Raw genomic sequence first — 16283 nt, forward strand, 5'->3', positions numbered from 1 at the left:
GTTATGGTTCTTGTTCGTCCCTTGGTGAGGGTGATGAAGAGAGTTGGGTTTGGAATAGACGTTGACCGTCACGGCTAGCAACGAGTTCTAAAGCCAAAGGGCCTGTGGTGAAAATTTGCTTGCCTGCAACGGCTTCAATTTCCAGAGGAGCGCCATAGTTTTGCACCTGGTTAAGAAAATCGATAACAGGTTCACTAAAACCGCCAGCTACGCGAGGGTTATCTACGATGATGATGCCTTCTAAACTCGCTCTGATTTGAGCACTGGTAACCAGGGTGCGTAGGGCCTCTACTAAAGAAGGTGTGCTAGGGTAAGCTGCCTCGATAGGGACACGGGCTATGATTTCCCCCTGTTCAAAAACGATACGGTTGAGCTTGGCTTGCAGAGTGATTTCTACACATGGGGGAACTTCTTGCTGTACAACGCAGGGTTCACCGACTACATAGTTTCCCGAGACGCCAACGCGAATTACATATTGCTGACCGTCGGTGATATTCCTGGCGATTCCTCGAATGATTTGGGGATTAATGCGCAAAATTTGCACTGCCTTATTAGGGGCATCGGGCCAGATCGCATTTAAGGCTAATCGGTTGGCTTCTGATAAGAGTTGTTCGATTTCTGCTGTGGCGGCTGCAATGGAGGATGGCCGAGTGATTAGCAGGGCCAGGGTTTGGTTCCGACTAATGGCAACATTGCCAGCGCGTAATTTGAGGAACTCTGATTCTAAACGCTGGATCTCGTCCTCTAGAAAAGCTTGCTCAGTCTTCAATCGCTCCAGGGCTCCTTCTCGCTGGGCAATGGCGCGATCTCGCTGTAGCAACTCTTGGTCTCGCTGAGCCAGTGAGCGGTCTCGCTGGGCAATTTGTCGCTTGACCTCGGCCTGCTGACGTTGTAGAAGTTGACGATCCCGCTGTAGTCGGCTAATTTCTCCCTGGAGCTGATCGGCCTGTTCAGAAACAATGCCAAGCTGATTTTGAGTTTGACCAAGACGTTGTCGGATGATGGTTTCTCGTTCAGTGGCCTCATCTAAAAACGTAATCACTTCGGTCAGTTCACCTTCGGCATTAATTTTTTGACGAGTGACTCGATTGAGGGCTTGTTCTACTTCAGATTTAGCGATTTGAGTTTCTTCTAAGGCATTGCGGGCCTCTGATAAATTAGCCTGGGTTTCTTCAAACTCAAAAAGGCCTTTGCGTAGTTGCTCACTGGTGATCAGTAATAGACTCAAGGTTGAAGCCGAAATTACACTGCCCGTCAAAATACTGACAAGGGTGGCTGTTTGTCGGGGGCGAAGATTGAATAACGATAGACGTGCCTTTCCCACACGCATACCAATTCGGTCGCCCAGTGTGGCAATAAGGCCACCGAGGACGAGCACGGTCGTAATCAGTATTAGACCAACGTCCATCTAACGTCTATCCAACGGAGCAGAAGCACCTGAGCAGGCTCTCGTATAGGTTACTTGATTGTTTGTCACTGTGGTGAGTAAACCGACGATAACCCTAAGCAAACTGCTGGCTGAGAGCGACGGGATCGTGGACAGTTATTTTCTTTTTGTGAATAGATATCATCGTGTCTTGACGCAAATCCCCCAGTAGCCGTGTGACGGTAACTCGTGTGGAGCCAATGGCTTCGGCGATGGCCTGATGGGAAAGTTTGAGGTCTATAGTAATGCCGCTGGTGCTGGGCACTCCAAAATCGCGACAAAGAATGAGAAGAAAGCTGACAAGTCTAGAACCCATGTCCCGATGAGCCAGTGTTTCAATCATCATCTCAGTTTGCAAAATACGAGAGGATAACCCTTGGAGCAGCATAATAGAGAGCTCAGGATGTTCCTCAAGTGCCTGTTTCACTTGCTCAATGGGCATGGACATTAGTTCGACTGGTGTAAAGGCGACGGCATGGTAAAACCGATCTGACCGATTGCCTGTTAGCAGTGAAAGAACGCCAAAAACACTATTTTCCCTAAGCAGAGCTACTGTAATTTCTTCGCCAGCTTCATAGACTCTAGAAAGCTTAACGGCACCCTTCAGTAAAAAATAAACTCGTTCAGCCGGATCGCCTGGAAAGAAAATTGTCTTACCGCGCTCGTAGGTTTCGGCTACAGGGGGGAATGAGCCTGTGGATAGCTGCCGTAATAGGTTGGCAAGAGGTTTCTCTGTAGTCACGGTAGTGGGAGTATGCGATCTCAAAGCTATAGCAAATATTTGCAAATAAGAGTAGCTGAAAGCTGTAGTGGCAAACTGAGCCTTCAGGTTTTAAACCGATCAGAAGCGGAGATGCCGAAAACAATTTAGCAGCGTTTCTAACCAATCAGTGCCTCAGTAAAAATACTCAACCAATCGGTAGAAAACCTCCAATTGGTAAGATTTCCTGACTTTAGACCAATAAAACCCAAGTTCGTCGAGGCTTTTGTATAGCAATATACTAAACTTTGTTTTCCGGTCACCTTAATGACTAGCCTCAACGTTAATTGGGCTAACTCGCTGGCAAGGGTATTCATGGGAGCCATTTTTCAGTATGCTCCTAGGGGCCGTTCCGGCGGCATAGCCTTAATTAACTAATTTCGATACAGCTCCACCCAACTATCATGTTAGACCTGACTGGAAAAAATGCCTTGGTAACTGGTATTGCCAATAATCGTTCAATTGCCTGGGGAATTGCTCAGCAGTTGAGTAAGGCTGGTGCGAATATTGGTGTCACTTATCTTCCTGATGACAAGGGGCGCATGGAAAAAAAGGTTCGGGATTTAACCGAGCCTTTGCATCCTAGTTTGTTTTTGCCCTGTAATGTCCAGGATGATGAGCAGGTCCAGGCTACGTTTGATACCGTGAAGACCGATTGGGGCAAGTTGGACATTCTGGTTCACTGTTTGGCATTCGCCAATCGTGATGATTTAGCGGGAGATTTTAGCGATATTTCCCGTCAGGGGTTTCAAACTGCTCTGGATATCAGCGCTTACTCTCTGGTGAAGCTTGCTCAGCAGGCAAAAACTTTAATGATTGAGGGCGGCAGCATCCTTACCCTGACGTATCTGGGGGGTGTGCGGGTAGTGCCTAACTACAATGTAATGGGTATTGCCAAGGCGGCTCTGGAAATGAATGTTCGTTACCTAGCGGCAGAACTCGGGTCTAACAATATTCGAGTAAATGGGATTTCAGCCGGTCCGATCCGCACCCTGGCATCGTCAGCGGTGGGCGGAATTCTAGATATGATTCACCATGTAGAGGAAGTTGCTCCCCTGCGTCGTACAGTTACTCAGTCGGAAGTAGGAAATGCCGCAGCGTTCCTATGTAGTGATTTAGCCTCCGGTGTGACTGGGCAAATCCTTTACGTTGACTCTGGCTATGAAGTCATGGGAATGTAGTGGTCTTTGCAGCCATTAGTTCTTTGTTTTAGTCCATATCCCCCATGGCAAATTGGCTTGAACATAGCGTGTACGTTGATGTGGAGGCCCCCATTGAATTAGTGTGGGCTCTCTGGTCGGATCTAGAGCAGATGCCCCAGTGGATGAAGTGGATTGATTCGGTAGAACTTTTAGACGATCAGCCCGAACTATCTCGTTGGAAGCTAGCTTCGGGCGTTTGGGAATTTACTTGGATGTCTCGTACAGTTAAAGTGGTTCCCCATCAGATTTTGCAGTGGGAATCGGTAGATGGGTTGCCCAATCGTGGTGCAATCCGGTTTTATGGCCATCATGCTGGTAATAGCACAGTTAAGATGACCCTTTCCTATTCGGTGCCAAGTGTATTGGCCCGTTTTATGGAAAATGGCTGGTTGCGACAAATTGTCGACTCTACGCTACAGGCTGACCTGGAGCGATTTCGCCAAAAAGCTGAACAGGATGCTAAGGCTGGCTGAAGGGCATTTACTAGACCCTAGTGGTGATTGTTGATTACTTCGACGGGTGCTCATGAGCTTCGACATGCAGCAGGCAGAGACATGCTTGCAGTCTCTAGACCTGGTTATGTTGTTTACGGATGTGCTAGGGTGGGTCACTCCGGCTAATGGACGTGCGATCGCAATCAGAGCGTTCAATCACCCTTATCGTGCCCACTGCATCGCTCAGCGAGGTGATGCCCGAGTTTGGGAAATCAAGCTCAATAACCCCGAAGTTCTGACTGCAAAGCTAAAGACAAAACTCTATCAGTCCATCCATAAAAAATATCCGCATCCTTTAATTGTCTTTATTGATCGTCAGCGATGTCGGAGTCTTTGGTATTGGCAAAGCGCCTCTAAAAGTTCTCACTCAATGGTCTTTATCCCTCGGCAACCCTTAGCCGCATGGGAAGCTCGATTAAATTATTTGGCCGATTATAGCCCTGACTCAGGGTCCCTCGATTTACAGTCACAGTCTGTCAGCTGTGCTGAGTTTACTGAGCAGTTGCGACAACAATTAAATCATCTGAGTGACGGGATTATTGGGATCCCTAACAGCCATGATCGACGTTGGTATGCGGCTATATTATTGCAACGTTTGATTATTATCCACATACTTCAGCGGCGTGGATTTCTAAATCAAGATATTTGGTATCTGCATAATCAACTGGGGCGTAGTCAGCAACAGCAGCGAAATATCTTTTTTCGACAGGTGCTTCAGCCCCTGTTTACTCAAGGGTTATCGCTGCCTCCTCTTGAGCGTCCTCGACGGATTAGTTGGGCCGGTCAAATTCCTTACTTAGGAGACGTTTTTTACACCCATCCTCTTGAGCAGCAATATGGCGAGTTGGACATAGCTGATGCGCTGTTCGAGTCAATCTTAGTGTGGTTTGAGTCCCCCTTATGGCAACAGTTGACTCATTGCTCTCAAATCAGCACCATTGGTCTGGCGTTTGAACAAGTACTGATAGAGGGGCAGACTGATCATTCGGAGAATGTGACGGATGCTCTCGGTGTTTGTTGTGAGCTAATTCTTAATAAGTTCATGCTCTGTCATCTTGAGGTTGATCAAGGGCAAGCTGTGCCCGATTTCTGGGATATTCTATTTCGTGGACATCCTAGGCATCTACGCCAGCTAGTGCAGGACATTTTGCCGCAGTTTTCCGTTCTAGATCCAGCCTGTGGTGCTGGTACTTTGCTGCTGGCATTACAGTATCGGCTCGTTGACGTTTACAGTGCACTAATTGGGCAATTGGCCCATCAAGTTGACAGTCAGCTTGATATTTGGGTTAAAGGAGTACACACAGAACACCCTTCCTTGCTACAGACCATCTATCGCCGCGTCTTTAGGTATGGTCTTTATGGTGTGGACCTCAATCCAGCAGTGATTGATATCGCCCGTCTTCAGTTGCTGCTGGGATTGGTGACCATGGCGCGGCAACCGCAAGATATTGAACCCTTACCCAGTCTCGATTTCAATCTTGTTACGGGGGATAGCTTAGTAGGATTCATTCGGGTAGATGAGGCTGGATTTGATCGATTAAGAGCTTCAGAAACTCTGCTGCAGGGCAATTTGTTGCAGCCTTTAGCGGCTGAAAGCTATCGCACGATTCTCTCAGAGAAAAATATTGCTCTTGAACATTATCGGTCTCAGTCCTATGTGTTGGAGGAATTAAGTCAGGGTATCCCCCATTATGCTCGACTCGAATTTTTTCGAGATCAGATTAGTCGCCTTGATGTTAGAGCCCAGACCAAACTGAACGAGCTGTTGCTCACTGAATTTAGTCAAACCCTAGGTATCCAATTTAGAGAATCTCAATTACTGGAAGCTCCACGGCGGCGGTTGCTGCGTATTGAGGATATGACAGTCCTACGTCCTTTCCATTGGGGATATCACTTTAGCCATGTGCTGGAACAGTCCCATGGGTTTAACGTGATTTTATCTAGGCCTCCCCAAGGCTCGTTTCGACCCACTACCCAAGAATTTTTTCAACGCTTTTGTGACTTGGCTAAACGAAAAAATATTGATGTTCATACGTTTAAAACAGCTAAGCGTTCGCTGCTCAATACGGATGCTGAAATTGCGAATGCCTGGTTGTTGTACCAAAGCCAATATTCGTTACTAACCGATTATTTTTATCGTTCCCCACAATATGATCACCAAAGCCCTTTGCTTAAGGGGCAGCGGCAGCGGACTCAATTGCGTCGACACTGGCTTTTCATTGAGCGATGCTATCAGCTTTTGGCTCCTCAAGGCATCTGTGGCCTGGTCACATCCAATGACATCAAACATAGTCCTAGGGGAGTTGCTCTTCGCAGTTTGTTAGAGAACCAAACGGATAGTGGTTTATTAATGAATTTAACGGGTGCACAACTTTCTTCTGACCAATGCTTTCTTTGGTTTTGTAAGCAGTGACCTTGGGGTGAACCTATTTTGAGTATTCGACGGTTACACCTAAATCTTTTTCTAGGGTGAGGCAATTACGCCCATCTCCTACCCTGAGTTGATAGTCCACACGATCCATTAGCTGGTGCAGGATCAACCAGCCATAGCCTCCTTCTTGAGGGGAATTGGGGTTAGGCGTGCGATAGTTACGCATATCAAAACCATGGCCTTCATCCCAGACTTCTAGGGACAAGAAATAACCTTCAATACCGAGGCGTAGAACAACGGGAATATCAGGACGGTCTTGATGGGCATGGCGCACAATATTCGAATAAACTTCAACAATGACCAGTCGCAGTCGGCTTTCAACTTTTTGCCAATCTAGATCGGTATCGCTGCCTATTTCGGCTTTGAGTGAACTGAGTAGCCAATCTTCCACTACAGCCAAAAACTTTAAGTCACTGGGGATAGCAAGTTCAGTTTTCATAGCTAAAACCCTACCTCCAAAGACAAGATGGTTTGATCGTCATGTTGTTCGTTGGCTGCGGTATTCAATTGAGCCAGCAATTGCTCAAGATTCAACCCAGTGGTCTGTTTTTGCAGTAGCTGCCACAGGCCCTGTTGACCTAGCATCTTGTGCTGGCCATCAATGGTCACTAAGGCCTCAGTAATGCCATCGCTGGCCAATAGCAGAGCATCCCCATCCTTTAATGCTAGTTGGCCTGCTTGAGTCTGCCATTTCGGTAAAATTCCGAGGGGAACGCCGTTACCTTTCCTTAAATAAGTAGGTTCTGGTGGTGGCGCAGTGCCTTGCATTAAGAGTTTTTGGGACCACACCACTGGATAAACGTGGCCTGCGTTGGCATAGACTAGCTCCTTACTGGTGGGGGTGTATCGCACCAACACCATGGTAATCATGTGTTCGTTATTGACCAGATCAGCGTTGAGGGCCTGATTCAGGTTTGCCATGACGGTTTCAGGCCCCGGTGGTTGGCTGGCCGATAGTTCTCGACGCAGCAAGGAGATAGCACTAGCCATAAACAGAGCAGCAGGAACTCCCTTGCCAGAGACATCTCCGACGGCTAGCCAGATATCGCCTTGGGGATGGATAAAAACTTCGTAGAAATCACCCCCAACGGCTCGTGCCGCCTGACATTTTGCTTGAATTTTAAGACCAGGGATATCGGGCCAAACTTGGTGGAGCAGTTTATGCTGAATCTGCCGTGCCACCTCCAGCTCCGTACGCATCTGTTCAGTTTGTCGCTGGATATGATGGTGAAGTTTCGCCTGGGATATAGCCATCACTACTTGCTCAGTGATGCTGGTAAATAGGCTGACGGTCGTACTGTCCCATGTGCCTGCGATTTGGTACAGGGCAATCGACGCTAAGGGCTGATCTCGATAGGTAAACCTTGCCGCTAAACGAGTTAGGGAGGTATCTCCATGGGGGAACTTGTCTAACACGAGTTCCTGGCAGGGGGCACCTACTTCTGCCAAGTCAGCCATGGATTTTTCTGATTTAGCATAGGTGACCGGTTTGGGTGCTTCTCCGACTTCGACTGAATCCACGGGATATAAAACGGCATAATCGGCCTCAAAGGCTTTCCCTAGGGCCTCTGCCACAGTTTGGAGGGTACTGGCATAGTCCAGAGAACTCCGAATCGTTGTGGTAATTGAGTTATATAGCGATTCTTTTTTGAGGGACTGAGATAGGGCGCGAGTGCGTTGCTTGACAATGCGATATGTGTTGGCGGCTTGGTCAATAACTTGACGTAACTCGTTAGGTTTCCACGGTTTGGTAATGTATTTGAAAACTTTACCCGAGTTAATTGCATCCACTAAGTCTTCAACATCGGTGTAGCCTGTGAGGACAATACGAATGGTGTCGGGATATTGATCGGTGGTGAGGCTTAAAAACTCCGTACCATTCATTTTGGGCATGCGCTGGTCGGAAATAATGATCGCCATTTCACCGTACTGTTTAAGGCACTCCAGGGCGTCTTGACCACTACTGGCCCGATAGACACGATAGCTACGCCTAAAGGTGCGGTGCAGCAGCTCTAAGTTATCGAGTTCATCGTCGACAACAAGTAACTTGAGCTGTTCATGAGTGGTGGAACTCATACTATCCTGTGGGATATCTGATTCTCGGGGCATATTAGGGCCAACCTTGGGAAGATAATCACCAATTCACCAATATTTACCAGTCAATCTTAGTGTGCCCAGGGAAATCCTAGGGAGACTGTGCCCATTCCCATCAAAATTAATGCATTTCGCGTATATATAGGTGATGGACGTTCGGTTAGCTTTAAACTATGGTCTACCTAGAGATTTCTGCTGGTCGTTGATAACTATGGCTAAACATTCCTCAATTTGTTTAGGGCTTTCTGCAGTTTTTTCCATGGCGATTGCTTTATCGGGTGGGTGGGCTTATGGTCAGTCATCCCATCGTGATTTGGTTGAGGAGTTAGCGCAGCTAGATCGAGCAATTTGTCTTCAGCAGTGGGACCAAGCGATTAATATCACCAGTAGGTTGATAGCTTCTGCCTCTGTGTCATCTAGTTATCGTCAGGAATTGCTGAGTTTTAGACATCAGTTACAGGCATGGCGCATCAGTGAAACGACTCCTATCGTGCAAGTCAATTGCGATCGCACCCTCCCCATGTACCTCACCCTTACGGCTCCCGAGCCTGCTCAACCTCAGCCCTTAGATTGGAATAGCGCTTTAGCTACGTTTCGCAATCCTCGCCCCATTGTTCAGTTTGATAGCGACTTTGAGCCAACTGACACCTTAATTCCGCCTGAACTAACGGTGAACAGCCCTGACGCCCTAGTGGATTTTGCGATTCCCGTCGATACGACTGATGGTTTTAGTGTGGTGGGTGGCAGCATTAATAGCAGGCCGCAGGTATATAACCTGCTAGCTCGTTTAGGCGATCGCATATCCCTGGAGATAGATGTTACCCGGGCCTATATGGGGGGGATCCCCATCTACTCCTATTCGATCACAGAGGGCGTTTGCTTGTGCAAAGCGAGATTGATGCTTTGCAGGCGTCAATTCAAGATTTTATGATTCCTAGCACGGATGTCTATTTTGCTGTGGTGAGTCCCCAAGGTACCAGCCCTATTCTGGATGCTGATGGTCTGATTGTGGGCTGGCAAACTAGTCAAAATAATAGCTTTGACTATACAGTGACCCTGACAGGCGTGACACCATATCAAGCGTTGTTGCCCTAGATTTGTTAACGGGTTGTGTTTTAGGCATAGGCTCTTTGAAGATGTAGAGCCCATGCCTAAATACGTTCTGCTAGCCGTAATTTTGCAGAGCGAGCCCTGGGATTGTGCCGCAATTCTGCCTCGCTAGCAGTAATCGGTTTTTTAGTTAAAACCTTGAGCTGTTCATGGTTCCGTAAGCCATGTTTGACCCGTCGATCTTCAAGGCTATGAAAGCTAATGATGGCTAGCTTGCCTCCTATTTTGAGCCAGTTAGGTGCTGTTTCGATTAGCTGTTCAAGCACGTCTAACTCTCGGTTAACGGCAATACGGAGGGATTGAAAAACCCGGGTGGCAGGATGAATGCGACCATGACGATATTTCCCTGGGACGCTAGCTGCGATCTCAGCAGCCAGCATGGTTGTGGTTTGAAACGGTCGACGCTCCACGATCCGACGGGCAATCCGGCGGGAGAGGCGTTCCTCACCATAGTGATAAAAAATGTCTGCCAGTTCACGTTCTGAACTGTGATTAACCAAGTCAGCCGCTGTCAGGGGTTGGTTGGGGTTCATACGCATATCCAATGTCCCCTCGTGGCGAAAACTGAAGCCTCGTTCAGGTTGGTCTAGTTGAGGGGAGCTTACGCCCAAATCTGCCAGCACGCCGTCAAAACCTTCGTCAGAAGGCTCAAAATCCGCAAAGTTACCATGCCAAAACGTCACCCTGTCCCCAAATTCCGCCAGGTTCCGTTGAGCGGCCTCTAAGGCCATAGGATCTTGATCTAGAGCCATCAAATGAACCGTAGGATCAGTTTCTAAAATCAAACGACTATGGCCCCCACCGCCTACTGTGGCGTCCAAATAATAACCATGGGGTTGAGGGGCTAACCCTGTCAAAACTTCCTCTGCAAGGACAGGTTGATGGTCAAAGGGCGTAGCTGAATTTAACGGGTCATCATTACTGACAGTATTCACGGATCGTCTCGTTGCAATTGGGACTGCATCATACCGCAGTGATGAGCTTGGCAAATGAGGTGAATTAATCGCTATATCTTGCTAGCGCAGAAAAATTAGGCAACAATCAGATCTACTTAATTGAGCTATTGCGCTTTTATTCAAACTTTCAGCGAAGAATCTTGCTAAAGTAAATCAGAGAATAATACGGCGTAGTTTCTATGACACGGCTCGAAACCAGAACAGAGCCCATGGTAATCAACCTGGGTCCTCATCATCCCTCAATGCACGGTGTGTTGCGACTCATCGTTACCCTCGATGGTGAGGATGTGATTGATTGTGAGCCCGTGATTGGCTACCTGCATCGCGGCATGGAGAAAATTGCCGAGAGCCGTACAAACGTTATGTTTGTGCCCTATGTTAGCCGTTGGGACTACGCGGCTGGCATGTTTAATGAGGCAATTACTGTCAACGCTCCTGAGCAGCTGGCTGACATTGAAGTGCCTAAGCGGGCCAGCTATATACGGGTGATTATGCTGGAGTTAAATCGCATTGCGAATCACTTGCTCTGGTTGGGACCATTTTTGGCTGACGTTGGTGCTCAAACCCCCTTTTTCTATATTTTCCGTGAACGGGAAATGATTTATGACCTGTGGGAAGCGGCTACAGGGGCAAGGTTAATTAATAACAACTATTTTCGCATCGGTGGTGTAGCAGCAGATTTACCCTACGGTTGGGTCGATAAGTGTGAAGACTTCTGTGATTACTTTTTACCCAAGGTTGATGAGTACGAAAAGTTGATTACCAACAACCCAATTTTCCGTCGTCGCGTTGAGGGTATTGGAACCATTACCCGTGAGGATGCTTTGAATTGGGGACTTTCAGGGCCTATGCTGAGAGGCTCTGGCGTTAAGTGGGACCTGCGCAAAGTTGATCATTATGAATGCTACGACGACTTTGACTGGGAAGTACAGTGGGAAACTGCTGGAGACTGTTTTGCCCGTTATATTATCCGCGTACGTGAGATGCGGGAATCCATCAAAATTATCCGTCAGGCCTTGAAAGCGTTGCCTGGTGGTCCCTACGAGAACCTTGAGGCCAAACGTATGGCAGAGGGGCCTAAGTCTGAATGGAACAGCTTTGATTATCAATTTATTGGTAAGAAGATTGCTCCCACATTTAAGATTCCAGCAGGTGAACACTATGTTCGCTTGGAAAGTGGGAAGGGAGAACTCGGAGTCTTTATTGTTGGCGATGACAGCATCTACCCGTGGCGTTGGAAGATTCGTGCACCTGATTTTAATAACCTTCAGATCTTGCCTCATCTATTGCGGGGTGTGAAGCTGGCCGACATTATGGCAATTTTAGGAAGTATTGACGTGATTATGGGCTCAGTAGATCGCTAAATCGTTTTTTTATGCGGCCCTGAGATTAAGCCGCTGTTAGGGATGGTGTGTAAGCAGCATCCCTGTTTTTATTCTGAACTACTTGACTCATCATCAATATTGCAGTCAGTAGCCTGATTTACTGAGTTGATATAGCCTTCGTGAGCAGTTGATCCATCGGGGTAGGTGACAAAGGCCATGTCAGCCTGATCAAATCGAGTGTTGCGAGTAATGGCGTTGTACATGTCGGCGTAGCGCATATAGGCCTTTGTAAAATTAGCTCCGCTCATATCAGCTGCCCGTAAGATAGTGCCATAGAGACTGGCGCTTTCGAAGTTGCTGTTGACTAACCGAGCGGCACAGAGGTTAGCATCACGCAGTTCTGCATTAGTCAGGTCTGCCCGCTCTAAATTGCTATATTCCAAGGTGCCCTGGAGGATTTTGGCATTGCGTAGGTTAGCTCGTACTAAGCTGGCCTCCTCTAAATCAGCTCCTCGCATGTTGGTGTAGCTCAAATCCGCTTCATCCAACTTGGCTTCTCGGAAAACAGTATTAATCAATAAGCTATTACTAAAGTCAGCTCCCCGTAAATCGGAGCCAAAAAAATTGGCTCGACTCAAATCTTGATTGCTAAAATCCTTACCGCGCAGATCACAGCTAACACAGGTATAGTTTGGATGCTGTGGATCGGTCATAGCATCTAACGAATTATCCCGTTGAGTAACCGCTGCAGCAGGGTCGCTTGATTTTGATAGCGCCTTATTGACCTGTGGTAATCGCATAAGTAGTGGGGTCATGGCTGCAGATAAAATCAACAGGGTTAGCAGAAAGTTAAGTTTCATAGGCCATGCACTGCCGATAATAAAAGTTATCTAAAAAATCAAAATTATGGGCTCGTTTTAGAACCCAGAGTCAGAATAAAAACCTCTACCATTTATACCTGTCCTAATCCAAAGGACGCACACCAGAACATTCAGACCATGGTTATAGGTTTTACCTATCTAATAATCAATAAAAATTGGTTTTAATTATGCTTGACTCTAGTGTGTGTATTGATACCCTGAAGTTGAGTTCTTGTACCATCTGTTTCCATTATTCTTTATGGGATGTCGGCAACAGATGAGTCTGTTCTTATGGCTTTCTTAAACGGCCTCCTGACGTCAACGGTTTTGGATGGATTGTTTAAGGGGACCCTACAGACGGTAGCTCAACCTTACGTTATTATTCACCGATTACAGATTGAATTCCATGGGCTCATCTCCCTTTCGTAGTATTTTCTTACCATCACTAGTGTCATCCGGGTTGGCATTTGTCGTTATTACGTTACCGTTGTCAATGGCAAATTCAGTACCCACTTGGGTGTCTCCTAGTCAGGCTCGGGGTGATTTAGTTAGCCCTCTAGATAATTCGGCTAAGCCAATTATTCGTTACATTGGGTTGGCCATTCTGGGTAGTGTGGGGACTGGCATGATAACGGCAGACGTCTTGCGACGTCTTTACCGACGCCAACGTGCTCTCGCTGCAGTGCCTGCTCCATTTGAAGCCCCTTTAATTGAGCCAACTACTTCTTCAGAGGAGAAAACGTTTACTAGTTTCGACGATTCGGTGTCGCCTTCTATGGCGGTGGGTAGCTCAATGACATTAAATGGGCAGAGCTTATTGGCGACAAAACTGGCCCCAGGTCAAACAGTTGTTCATTTTAGAGGATATACCCAGAATGGTACTATTGACGGTCTTGAGTTAAAACCGATTTCTCTGGATGAGTTGATGCAGTTGGATGCCGATGTCACTCCAGTCGATATTCCTATACTTACGTTTCTAGAGCAGGTGGATCCGGCGCATTTAGATACTGGTGATGCCATGGTGTTTGGTGTACGTTATCAAAATAAGTACTACTGTTTATGGCGCAGTACATCAGACCAGGAAAAAGTGTTGGGATGGGCGAGACGTCTCATCCGGCAACATAGAGATGTGATTGTGACTCAGAATAGTGAGGCGCAATATTCGCTATGGTATGTACCCCCCAAACATCTTAGATAAATTAGATGGATATCAAGTGCCCACATGAGGGGCATACGTTAGATTCTTATATTTATTTCTGTTTTTTATACGTAATGAAGTATGGCTGACTTATCTTCCCAGGTAATTGCCGCGTATTCTCAGGGACGACGAGATTTTAGCTACTGTAAGATGCCGGCTATTCGGATGTCTCAGTATGAGCTAACTGGGATTGATTTATGGGGCTGTAATTTAGCGGATGCTCATTTGGCGGATGTTGATTTTAGCCAAAGCAATCTGCGGGGTGCTGATTTACAACGGGCAAATTTACGACGAACGAATTTTCAAGAAGCTGATTTACGGGGGGCATGTCTCCTGGGTGCTCAGTTAGAGGATGCCAATTTTCAGGATGCGATCGCAAACTATCAAACCCAATTTCCGGAAACCTTTGACCCTGCCCAGGCTGGAGTTCATTATTTGGGGTCTAAAGCTGCATTAATTGATTGCAACTTGAGTGAGCGTGATCTAGGTGGTATTGACCTTAGCCATAGTAATTTGGCTGGTGCTCAACTAAAAAAGACAAATTTGTTGGGAGCCTGGTTAGTCGGTGCACAGCTTACCGAAGCGAACTTAAGCTATGCAAATCTGAATTCCAGCAATCTCTCCAACGCCAACTTGCAACGGGCCAAATTCAAAGGTACTGATCTGACTAGGGCGAACTTATCAAAAGCCATCTTATTTGGTGTCGACTTAATTCATGCAGAGCTAAAAGAGAGTTGTTTATCCGGAGCTGTGTGTGATCCATCTACCCAGTGGCCCGAAGACTTTGATTGGGAGTGGGCTGGGGTTTATTGTCTAGGACCCAATCAATCTTTGTGGGCAGCTGATCTAAGTAATCTGGCGCTCGTTGGGGTTGATCTTAGCGGAGCTAACCTGGTCGGCGTTAATTTTACAGGGGCCGATTTATGGGGAGCTAATTTGCAAGGGTGCGATCTGCGAGATGCCTGTTTAGCTGGTGCAAATTTATGGGGTGCGAACTTGGTTGATGCAGACCTGACAGGAGCCGAAATCGACACCGCTAACCTTGAAGCTACCATGCTTTCCTAGGTGGTTTGAGCACCCAAATTGTCTCTAATATAAGAATTCTGTAGGTTCCGCAGGACGATTTGTTTGCCGTTCCTTAGGAAAGTCGACTTGATAAGGCAAGGGTGGTTCTTCAATGAGAATATGCCGGGTGCCCCAACCATCGTTATAGAGCTCAGGGCGTGCGCCCACCAGATTATCTACAGGTATATCTAGCACTTTTTTCATTTCTAAATAGCGCCGACCTTCAAAGGTTGTCTGGAGCAGTTCAGGGGATACCTTGAGACCTTGTTGCGCAAGAATGCGCTCTAGAGTGGTGAGCTGATCTAATGGAGTGTAGGTAGCCATAACAACAACTGTGTCAAGGGGTTCCACATCCATATTCAATTCTGACTGATCAAGCTGCCAAGTTTCTTTTCTGCTGCCATCATCAGCCAGCTGTTTGAAGGTCAGTTCTCCTTGCCAGCGACCATTTTGTACGTTGACGACCTGATAGTCCAAGATTGAATAGGTGGGTTTAGGTTCTACATTGTCATCAGTCGGCGAAAGCTGTCGCATTGCCAACACATTAAGTTCCGTTTGGTTAGGAAAGTTAGCTGTTCCTTGTAATTCATAGGTATAGTTATTCCTGCCTGGTTCTATGGTGAAGTCCATTTCAGCCACAGGTAACCGATTGATTAAAACAGGATTATTAGGTGTCTCGATTGAAAAACCGCAGCCGCTTAACACACTACCTAAGCCGCCAAGCAGGAAGAATAACTTTAGTCTACGAAGACTAGATGGCGTCATTATATGGAAAGACATAGTCAGTAAATAGTAAGTCCGGATAAATTACGTGGCTGTACTTTTGTCAGAATTTTTGTCAGAGAACAGATAAGAGCCTTCTCGTAGGGAGTCTTTGCTTGAAGCTTTAGTAATTGGCTACTGCCATAAACAACGGTTACAACAATTTCTGTTGTCTAACCGGAAAGAAACTTCCGTTATCTCCGTCAGAACTAGGTGAAATAAGTCATAAAAATCACTTTATATGACTTATAAAATCACTATTGAATCCATAGATCAATTTTGGGATGGGGTTGTTCCTAATGAATAGAATTAGGCCTTTTCACCGAAAAAATATACAAATTCTAGTGTTTTTAATGATTCCTTTATGCGTGAATTTGCCCATCATAGGTCAGTATAGGTATTCGTTAGTTCGTAAAAAACTTAATTATGAATAACAAAATATAGTAGTCACCTTAATCGTATCTTGATCTATTTTTGCCGGATTGTGGCGATTAAGCTTGATATTTGATCTTGGAAGACTGTAAAAAAGCTTCTTAATGCATTATTCCTTAAACAAAATAACACTAACCTTTATAGAGTTCTCAGGGTGAAGACTGATCT

General features: G+C 46.6%; 15 protein-coding genes. 8 read left to right on the plus strand and 7 right to left on the minus strand.

The annotated features are described in order from the left end of the window. Position 1: 1 nt before the first annotated feature. Both U2F10_RS17145 and ntcA read right to left on the minus strand, forming a co-directional pair. Positions 2-1408 carry a DUF3084 family protein gene (locus U2F10_RS17145; RefSeq protein ID WP_163667928.1) on the minus strand — a complete coding sequence of 469 codons (1407 nt, stop codon included), beginning with the start codon at positions 1406-1408 and terminating at the stop codon, positions 2-4. Between the two features lie 94 nt (positions 1409-1502). After that, positions 1503-2168, minus strand: a complete 666-nt coding sequence (gene ntcA / locus U2F10_RS17150; RefSeq protein ID WP_006515157.1) for a global nitrogen regulator NtcA — start codon at positions 2166-2168, stop codon at positions 1503-1505. A gap of 422 nt (positions 2169-2590) precedes the next feature. Between ntcA and fabI the strand changes: the two genes are divergently transcribed. The 3 genes from fabI to U2F10_RS17165 all read left to right on the plus strand — a co-directional run bounded on the left by fabI (position 2591) and on the right by U2F10_RS17165 (position 6295). After that, complete coding sequence (gene fabI / locus U2F10_RS17155) at positions 2591-3367, plus strand: enoyl-ACP reductase FabI (protein WP_163667930.1); 777 nt, start codon at positions 2591-2593, stop codon at positions 3365-3367. A 44-nt stretch (positions 3368-3411) separates the two neighbouring features. Further along, positions 3412-3861: an SRPBCC family protein gene (locus tag U2F10_RS17160; protein ID WP_006515154.1), complete on the plus strand. Its 450-nt coding sequence runs from the start codon at positions 3412-3414 to the stop codon at positions 3859-3861. Between the two features lie 64 nt (positions 3862-3925). Then, positions 3926-6295, plus strand: coding sequence for a DNA methyltransferase family protein (locus U2F10_RS17165; RefSeq protein ID WP_163667932.1), 2370 nt, complete (start codon positions 3926-3928; stop codon positions 6293-6295). Between the two features lie 13 nt (positions 6296-6308). Here the strand turns inward: U2F10_RS17165 and U2F10_RS17170 are convergent, their stop codons facing one another. Both U2F10_RS17170 and U2F10_RS17175 read right to left on the minus strand, forming a co-directional pair. Then, positions 6309-6752, minus strand: coding sequence for an ATP-binding protein (locus tag U2F10_RS17170; RefSeq protein ID WP_163667934.1), 444 nt, complete (start codon positions 6750-6752; stop codon positions 6309-6311). Positions 6753-6754: 2 nt separating this feature from the next. Next, the gene (locus tag U2F10_RS17175) at positions 6755-8389 is read right to left on the minus strand and encodes a SpoIIE family protein phosphatase (protein WP_499867030.1); all 1635 of its coding nucleotides are present in this window, start codon (positions 8387-8389) and stop codon (positions 6755-6757) included. Between the two features lie 277 nt (positions 8390-8666). Here U2F10_RS17175 and U2F10_RS17180 point away from each other — a divergent pair, with 277 nt between their 5' ends. Together U2F10_RS17180 and U2F10_RS17185 are read left to right on the plus strand one after the other, a co-directional pair. Beyond that, the gene (locus U2F10_RS17180) at positions 8667-9338 is read left to right on the plus strand and encodes a hypothetical protein (protein ID WP_499872849.1); all 672 of its coding nucleotides are present in this window, start codon (positions 8667-8669) and stop codon (positions 9336-9338) included. Next, complete coding sequence (locus U2F10_RS17185; RefSeq protein WP_499872851.1) at positions 9335-9502, plus strand: hypothetical protein; 168 nt, start codon at positions 9335-9337, stop codon at positions 9500-9502. The genes U2F10_RS17180 and U2F10_RS17185 overlap by 4 nt, the downstream gene beginning before the upstream one ends. A 56-nt stretch (positions 9503-9558) precedes the next feature. Here U2F10_RS17185 and rsmH read toward each other — a convergent pair whose 3' ends face one another. Further along, a complete protein-coding gene (gene rsmH, locus U2F10_RS17190; protein ID WP_163667942.1) occupies positions 9559-10452 on the minus strand; it encodes a 16S rRNA (cytosine(1402)-N(4))-methyltransferase RsmH in 894 nt (297 codons plus the stop codon). 200 nt (positions 10453-10652) lie between these two features. Here rsmH and U2F10_RS17195 point away from each other — a divergent pair, with 200 nt between their 5' ends. Continuing rightward, positions 10653-11837, plus strand: coding sequence for an NAD(P)H-quinone oxidoreductase subunit H (locus U2F10_RS17195; RefSeq protein ID WP_163667944.1), 1185 nt, complete (start codon positions 10653-10655; stop codon positions 11835-11837). Between the two features lie 68 nt (positions 11838-11905). On the opposite strand, the gene U2F10_RS17200 is transcribed toward U2F10_RS17195, so the two are convergent. After that, complete coding sequence (locus U2F10_RS17200) at positions 11906-12658, minus strand: pentapeptide repeat-containing protein (RefSeq protein WP_163699326.1); 753 nt, start codon at positions 12656-12658, stop codon at positions 11906-11908. Between the two features lie 493 nt (positions 12659-13151). On the opposite strand from U2F10_RS17200, the gene U2F10_RS17205 reads away from it, so the two are divergent. Both U2F10_RS17205 and U2F10_RS17210 read left to right on the plus strand, forming a co-directional pair. Further along, positions 13152-13856 (plus strand): hypothetical protein, encoded by a 705-nt coding sequence (locus U2F10_RS17205; protein ID WP_163667948.1) that lies wholly within the window; start codon positions 13152-13154, stop codon positions 13854-13856. 81 nt (positions 13857-13937) lie between these two features. After that, positions 13938-14921 (plus strand): pentapeptide repeat-containing protein, encoded by a 984-nt coding sequence (locus U2F10_RS17210; RefSeq protein ID WP_163667950.1) that lies wholly within the window; start codon positions 13938-13940, stop codon positions 14919-14921. A gap of 24 nt (positions 14922-14945) precedes the next feature. Here the strand turns inward: U2F10_RS17210 and U2F10_RS17215 are convergent, their stop codons facing one another. Then, positions 14946-15701, minus strand: a complete 756-nt coding sequence (locus U2F10_RS17215) for a hypothetical protein (protein WP_163699330.1) — start codon at positions 15699-15701, stop codon at positions 14946-14948. Positions 15702-16283 lie beyond the last annotated feature (582 nt).

Source organism: Leptothoe sp. EHU-05/26/07-4 (assembly GCF_043421015.1).
GTDB classification, from domain to species: Bacteria; Cyanobacteriota; Cyanobacteriia; order Phormidesmidales; family Phormidesmidaceae; genus Leptothoe; species Leptothoe turfae.